This window comes from Diplocloster agilis (genome assembly GCF_019042275.1).
Classification (GTDB): domain Bacteria; phylum Bacillota; class Clostridia; order Lachnospirales; family Lachnospiraceae; genus Diplocloster; species Diplocloster agilis.
Map to the genome: position 1 here is coordinate 60,709 of NZ_JAHQCW010000033.1, position 6,000 is coordinate 66,708.

Here is a 6,000-nt window from a genome sequence, read left to right on the forward strand (position 1 = left end):
ATTGCTTGTAGTAATCTGACATTTCCCTTATAATAATCTTATAAAATTCCCATAAATAATATAGCGAAATGAAATGGATATAACAAAGTCCTGTTTCTTCCTTAAAAAATGATTAAGGAGGAAATAATATGCACACAACCGATTACATCGGGACGAACAAAAGCTATAAGGACCGGCTGTTCCGCCTTTTGTTTGCCGAAAAGAAGCACGGCCTCGAGCTTTATAACGCGTTAAACCATACGGATTACAGGGATGCGGAGGAATTGGAGATCAGGACCCTGGAGGATGCCATCTGGATGAAGATGAAAAATGACGTGGCATATCTGATCCGTGATATCCTATCTTTGTACGAACATCAGAGTACTGTGAATCCGAACCTGCCGGTTCGCGGCCTGCTTTATTTCGCGGATATGTTCCGGGGGATTCTGCACGGAAAGCATATCTACGGCACAAAGCTGGTAGCCCTGCCGACCCCGGTTTACATCGTATTTTACAATGGCGACCAGGAGATCGGCGAGGAAAAATGGCTAAAATTATCCGATGCTTTTATTCACGGGAATGAGCAGTCTAAAATGGAATTACAGGTACAGATCCTCAATATCAATTACGGGCATAATCCCCACTTAATGGAGCGCTGCCCCACCCTGAAAGAATATGCGGCCTTGGTCGGCAAGGTTAAGGCTTACCGCGGGGAAATGGACTTTGGCGAGGCGGTTAAGAAAGCGGTAGATGATTGCATTGCCGAAGGGATATTGAGAGAGTTCCTGATGACAAGGAGGGCAGAAGTGATGAATTCAATCCTGACGGAATATGATGAAGAACAGGTTCTGGCCGACATAGGACAGGAGCGTTATGAAGAGGGAAAAGCGGAAGGAAAGATGGAGGGGATAGCGGAAGGTGTCCTGGAATTGTTGGGAGAATATTGCGAGGTCCCAGAAGATTTAAAAAATACGATTCAATCGGAAGCCAATATTGATACCTTAAGCCGGTGGCTGAAATTAGCCGCCCGCTCAGATTCTATCGAGTCCTTTAAATCTCAGATGTACAAGCATTAAATGAAGATACGGCTAATCTGCCGCGATAATATAAGAATGGCCAGGTTTCCCCTGAGGTGGTTCTTCCTCGGGTTTGGGTATGCCCGCTGCTCAGGGCCGGGATGCTCCGGACAGCCGGATTCCTTTGTGTCTCCCCGGGAGCGCATAGGGCGGCTGTGCTCCCGCTTAGTGGAGTCGGAAAGCCGGGTTCAGGATGCCCGGCGGACTTCACTTCCGACGGGCAAGAGCCTCTGAACCGGGAACACATCACGAGTTCCCTATTTATCGAAAAATGGAAATAAAAGCTTCTGATTCTGTTCTGTATACATATTGTCTTTCGTAATCAGCTCCGAACCGGAATCGATAACCGGGGGGACTTTTTCTCCCTTCAAAACCTTTAACGCGGTTTCTACGGCCAGGTATCCCATATTAAAGGATTTTTGGACCACGATCGCCTGAAACACTCCTTTTTCCAGAAACTTAATCTGTTCCAAGGAATTATCGAATCCGATCACTTTCACCCGCTGGGATGCCCCGCCCTGTATCTCATCCACCGCCCTGGCCGCGCCTACGGCAGAATACTCGTTTAAGCCCGCGATGTAATCCAGATCCGGATATTTTTCCAGCAGTTCCTTGGTGAGGCGGTAAGCCTTTTGATAGTTGGAATCGCAGTAGACCACCTCCACGATCTGGTCTTCGTAGGGGCCGATTCCGGCCCGAAGGCCCCTCTCGCGGTCTATGGCCGTTGACGCGTCTTTTACATGGCTCACAATGGCGATTTGGGAATCCTCATTCAGGCTCTGCTGCATGAATTTCCCCATCTTCATGCCCGCCGCGAAATTGTCGGTGGCGATCAGTGCATCCGCCACATCCTCGTCCACTCCCGAGTCCACGAAAATAAGCTTGATTCCGCTTTCTTTCACTTTTTTTACCATCTCAGTGGAATTCGTGTACGAAATCGGAGATACCGCAATCACATCCGCTTTGCTGTCGATCGCTTTCTGAATCCGCCTGTTCTGATCCTCATAGTCGGTCTCATTGCTTCCCCCGTCTATGACCAGATCAATGTCGTAATCCTTGGCCGCCATATTGGCTCCCTCGATCAGCGCCGTCCAGAAATCATTGGTCTCATCAATGAGCTTCGGTATATACACCATATGGACTACTTTTTTCTCCTTTTGTGTCTGTATACTGTAGATGAGAAATAACAGGAGACTAAGGCAGAGGAGACTGCTGGCTATAATCAGCCATTTTCTATAGCTCTTCTTCATTTTCTTCCTCCCACGCAGAGTTCGGGATCCGTATCGTTACGGTGGTCCCTACATTCAGCTGGCTTTCATAGGTCAGGCCATATTCCGGTCCGTAGTAGAGCCGCAGGCGCTTATTCACGTTGCCTGCTCCCACTCCGTTGGATTTTCTGCTCGTTTTCTTCTCAAATATATGGGCCAGCTGTTCCTCGGTCATACCGATCCCGTTATCTTCCACACGGATCACGATAATGGAACCCAGATTACGCCCTGTCACCCAGATCATTCCCTTGGTTTCCTTATATTTTATTCCATGGTAAATGGCGTTTTCAACCAACGGCTGAAGCACCAGTTTTACGATCTTAAGATCAAGGATGTCCGGATCCACATCAATGGAAAATTCCAGCCTGTCCTGATAGCGCATTTTCTGGATCGTCAGATAGCTGCGGGTATATTCTACCTCGCTCGCGATCGTCACGATCTCGTCTTCATTGCTGATACTCTGGCGCAGAAGTTTTGCCAGCGAGGAGGTCATCAGCACCACCTCCCGGTTTTTTCCGCCTTCCGCCATCCAGATAATGGAATCCAGGGTATTATATAAGAAGTGGGGATTGATCTGGGACTGCAGCGCCATCAGTTCGCTCTTCCTCTTCTGTTCCTGTTCTTCCATATTCTGGATCATCAGATGATGGATCTCTTCCGTCATAATATTGAAAGAGTTGGTCAGCGCCGAGATTTCATTGTGCCCAACCGTCTGAAGTGTCACATTCTCGAACTGCCCCTGCTCCACCTTTTTCATGGACTTCACCAGCGCCTTTATTGGCTTGGTTATCATACTGGAGAGCAGAATCGCAATCAGAACCGCCGCCACAAAGAGCGCTGCGGCGATCAGCACGTAAGTCAGCTGCGTCTCCTTGCGGTTTCCCAACAGGTCTTCCAGATAGGCCACCCCCACTACGGTCCAGTGGGTGCGGTCCGATTTTGATATGGTGTATAGCTTGCTGTTGTCCCCCTCATCCGTAATGAAGGAATTGGTCTTGGAATTCCGGACCTCATCCACCCTCTCCGTTTTCAATCCGCTGTACAGCAGATGCTGCTGGGGATGATAAACGATCCCTCCGTTCTCCTCCACCACAAAGATATAGCCCTTGCTTCCAAGGCTTATTTTTTCGCAGAGGTCGTTGATGGAGCTATAGTTCAGGTCCACAAAGAAGACCCCTTCTATCTGATTGTTCACCGGGTTTACTAACCCCCGGCTCAGCGTGACCACCCATTTATAGTCATTCTGAACCACATTCTGGACATGGGAGCTGGAGATCACCGCCTCTTTGCCGGAAAGCAGCGCCTTCTGATACCAGTCCATCTCATGATAATCCATATAGGCATTCAGGCTGTCCGTTCCGTCGTTTATCAGATATTCGCCATTATTGCTGATGATCCCAATGTTATAAATGTCCTCTCTGGAATCCTTCAAGGTCTTAAATGTATTCAGAAGCCGCTGGGTAATCGCCTCTTTATTTTCCCCGCTGTTATACCGGAACAGATAATTCCTGACATCCACGCTTCCCACCATCATATCAGACAGATTATCCATATAACTGATGTAGGAATCAATGTCCGCATTCACCTGGTCTATCAGCTGCAGGGTGTAGCTGGAAGAATTATTCAGCACGGTATCCGTCGTGTAATTCAGGGACAGCAGCAGAAACACCAGCAGACCGGATACGATCAACGCGGAAAAGGAAACCAGCATCGTCGTACGGATACTTCGAAAATGAAACAATGGATTAAACTTCAACCGCCACTTCCCCTTCTCATCCGACATAGGATCTCTTCTCTCTCGCATATTCCGTAGGCGTCTTGCCGGTAGTTTTTTTAAATATGCTGCTGAAATAATGAGGATCGCTGTAACCGACTTCCTCCGCGATCTCATAGGCTTTCATCGATGTATTCTCAATCAGCGTTTTCGCTTTCTCCATCCTTTTTCTGGTCAGCGCCTCTATAAAAGTTTCGCCGGTAAAGTTCTTGAACACGGAACTGAAATAGCTGGTGCTCATCGCCAGATAGGTGCAGACCGAATTCAGGGACACCTTAGGGTCCTTATAATTCTTATCAATATAATCCAGCGCCCGCAGCGCCTGCCGTTTGGAATAGCTGTCTCTCTCATCTGACAGCGCTCTGGCGGCTTCCTGACAAAACTCCAGCAGGTGGTTCCCGATATCATCCAGATGTTCTTCTGCGTATATCCGGGACATCAGCTCATTTTCCGTTGTGTAAATAGGGCTGTCCGCCAGCTCCGAATCATCCAGAACGTTCATAACAGACATAATAATGTTCTGCACATAAATCATGCTCCGGTTTTTCGGCACATAGACCTCTTTCAAAGCCTTCACAAAATCCAGCACTTCCCCGCGCAGTTCCGGCTCATGATTGGATTTCACCGCCAGCACAATACGGTCCGCCCATTCGTTGATATTGACATTCCCGGGTTTGGACAGATTGCGCAGTTCTTTCGCATACAATACCTGGCCGCCGCCGGCAAGGAACCGGTACTCAAGCGCCATCTTCGTTCCCGAAAACGCTTCGCTCAGACGGCTTATGGTGCCCACCGTATTGCCAACTCCCAAAGTCACTTCCAGTTTCAGCAGCCGGTAGATCGTCTCCTTGACCGTTTTGCATATTTTCGCGGTTCTCTCTTCCAGATCGCTTTCCGACGCCCCGGCCAGTATTATGATGGTCTTGTCCTCCACATTCTGAAATGCCACGCCGTTTCCAAAGCTGTTGACCAGCTCATCCGTCACATTAAAGATCGCGAACAGGGCCAGATCATTCTTTTCCTCCGGATAGTTATCCGTAAAAGCGCTTAAATCATCTCCCTCAATCATAACCGTGGTAAACGCTCTGCCCTCCAGGGAGATACCGAACTCTTCCATCTTGTCCCGTATCTCTTCCTTCAGCCGTTTTCCCAGCAGAAGGCTGTTCAGGAAACGACCTTTCAGAACCGGCAGGTTGCTCATATAAGCTCCCCGTATTTTCTTAATATTCTGGCTCTGAAGGTTCTCCTCATCCAGGCTTTCTTTAATCTTCATCAACGTTTCCGTAAGTTCAAACGCGGTGACCGGTTTCAGTACATATTCCACCACCTGATATTTCACCGCCTGCTTGGCATACTCGAATTCATCGTATCCGCTGATAATTACCACTTTCGTATCCGGATAATTCTCGTATACAAATTTAGTCAGTTCCATGCCGTCTATGTACGGCATATAAATATCTGTCAATAATAAATCCGGAGGATTCTTCCGGATTTCTTCCATTGCTTCACGTCCGTCTTTACAAGCCCCAGCCAATTCAAACCCCAGCTGCCCCCACTTGATGTTCTCCTGAATTGCTTCCCGAATCAGAACTTCATCATCCACCAACAAAACCCGGTACATGGCTATCCCTCCCAAGTTTAATCACTTGTCTCCTATTTTACCGGATATATGGAAATTGCGCAAGGGGCGGGGGACTTCGCGGTTCTTTCTGCGGGCCGGGAAGGAGGCGGCGGGGGCGGACGGGCTCTTTTGTATCTTCCTGGAGCGCGGAGGGCTAGCGCTGAGTATCCGCTAAGGGGAATTGGAAAGCCGGGTTCAGGAACCGAGCCTATTCACCAGGAACACGTGATGTGTTCCCGGTTCAGAGGCTCTTGCCCGTCGGACGTGAAGTCCGCCGTGCAT

4 protein-coding genes are annotated in these 6,000 nt (G+C 48.8%); 1 reads left to right on the forward strand and 3 read right to left on the reverse strand.

Annotated elements, in window-relative coordinates:
• The first annotated feature begins 128 nt into the window (after positions 1-128).
• A complete protein-coding gene (locus tag KTH89_RS17660; protein ID WP_238722573.1) occupies positions 129-1,055 on the forward strand; it encodes an RpnC/YadD family protein in 927 nt (308 codons plus the stop codon).
• 257 nt (positions 1,056-1,312) lie between these two features.
• Here KTH89_RS17660 and KTH89_RS17665 read toward each other — a convergent pair whose 3' ends face one another.
• From KTH89_RS17665 to KTH89_RS17675, 3 genes are read right to left on the reverse strand one after another with little or no spacing between them, the layout of a single operon-like run.
• Positions 1,313-2,305 (reverse strand): substrate-binding domain-containing protein, encoded by a 993-nt coding sequence (locus KTH89_RS17665; RefSeq protein WP_158348173.1) that lies wholly within the window; start codon positions 2,303-2,305, stop codon positions 1,313-1,315.
• On the reverse strand, positions 2,289-4,106 hold the full coding sequence (locus KTH89_RS17670) for a sensor histidine kinase (RefSeq protein ID WP_158348205.1): 1,818 nt from the start codon (positions 4,104-4,106) through the stop codon (positions 2,289-2,291). The genes KTH89_RS17665 and KTH89_RS17670 overlap by 17 nt, the downstream gene beginning before the upstream one ends.
• Positions 4,096-5,718 (reverse strand): response regulator, encoded by a 1,623-nt coding sequence (locus KTH89_RS17675; protein WP_158348175.1) that lies wholly within the window; start codon positions 5,716-5,718, stop codon positions 4,096-4,098. The genes KTH89_RS17670 and KTH89_RS17675 overlap by 11 nt, the downstream gene beginning before the upstream one ends.
• Positions 5,719-6,000: the final 282 nt, after the last annotated feature.

Excerpts from the sequence above, each read along its gene's own strand:
- KTH89_RS17660 (WP_238722573.1), top strand. The coding sequence starts at position 129 with ATGCACACAACCGATTACATCGGGACGAACAAAAGCTATAAGGACCGG.
- KTH89_RS17665 (WP_158348173.1), bottom strand. The coding sequence starts at position 2,305 with ATGAAGAAGAGCTATAGAAAATGGCTGATTATAGCCAGCAGTCTCCTC.
- KTH89_RS17670 (WP_158348205.1), bottom strand. The coding sequence starts at position 4,106 with ATGTCGGATGAGAAGGGGAAGTGGCGGTTGAAGTTTAATCCATTGTTT.
- KTH89_RS17675 (WP_158348175.1), bottom strand. The coding sequence starts at position 5,718 with ATGTACCGGGTTTTGTTGGTGGATGATGAAGTTCTGATTCGGGAAGCA.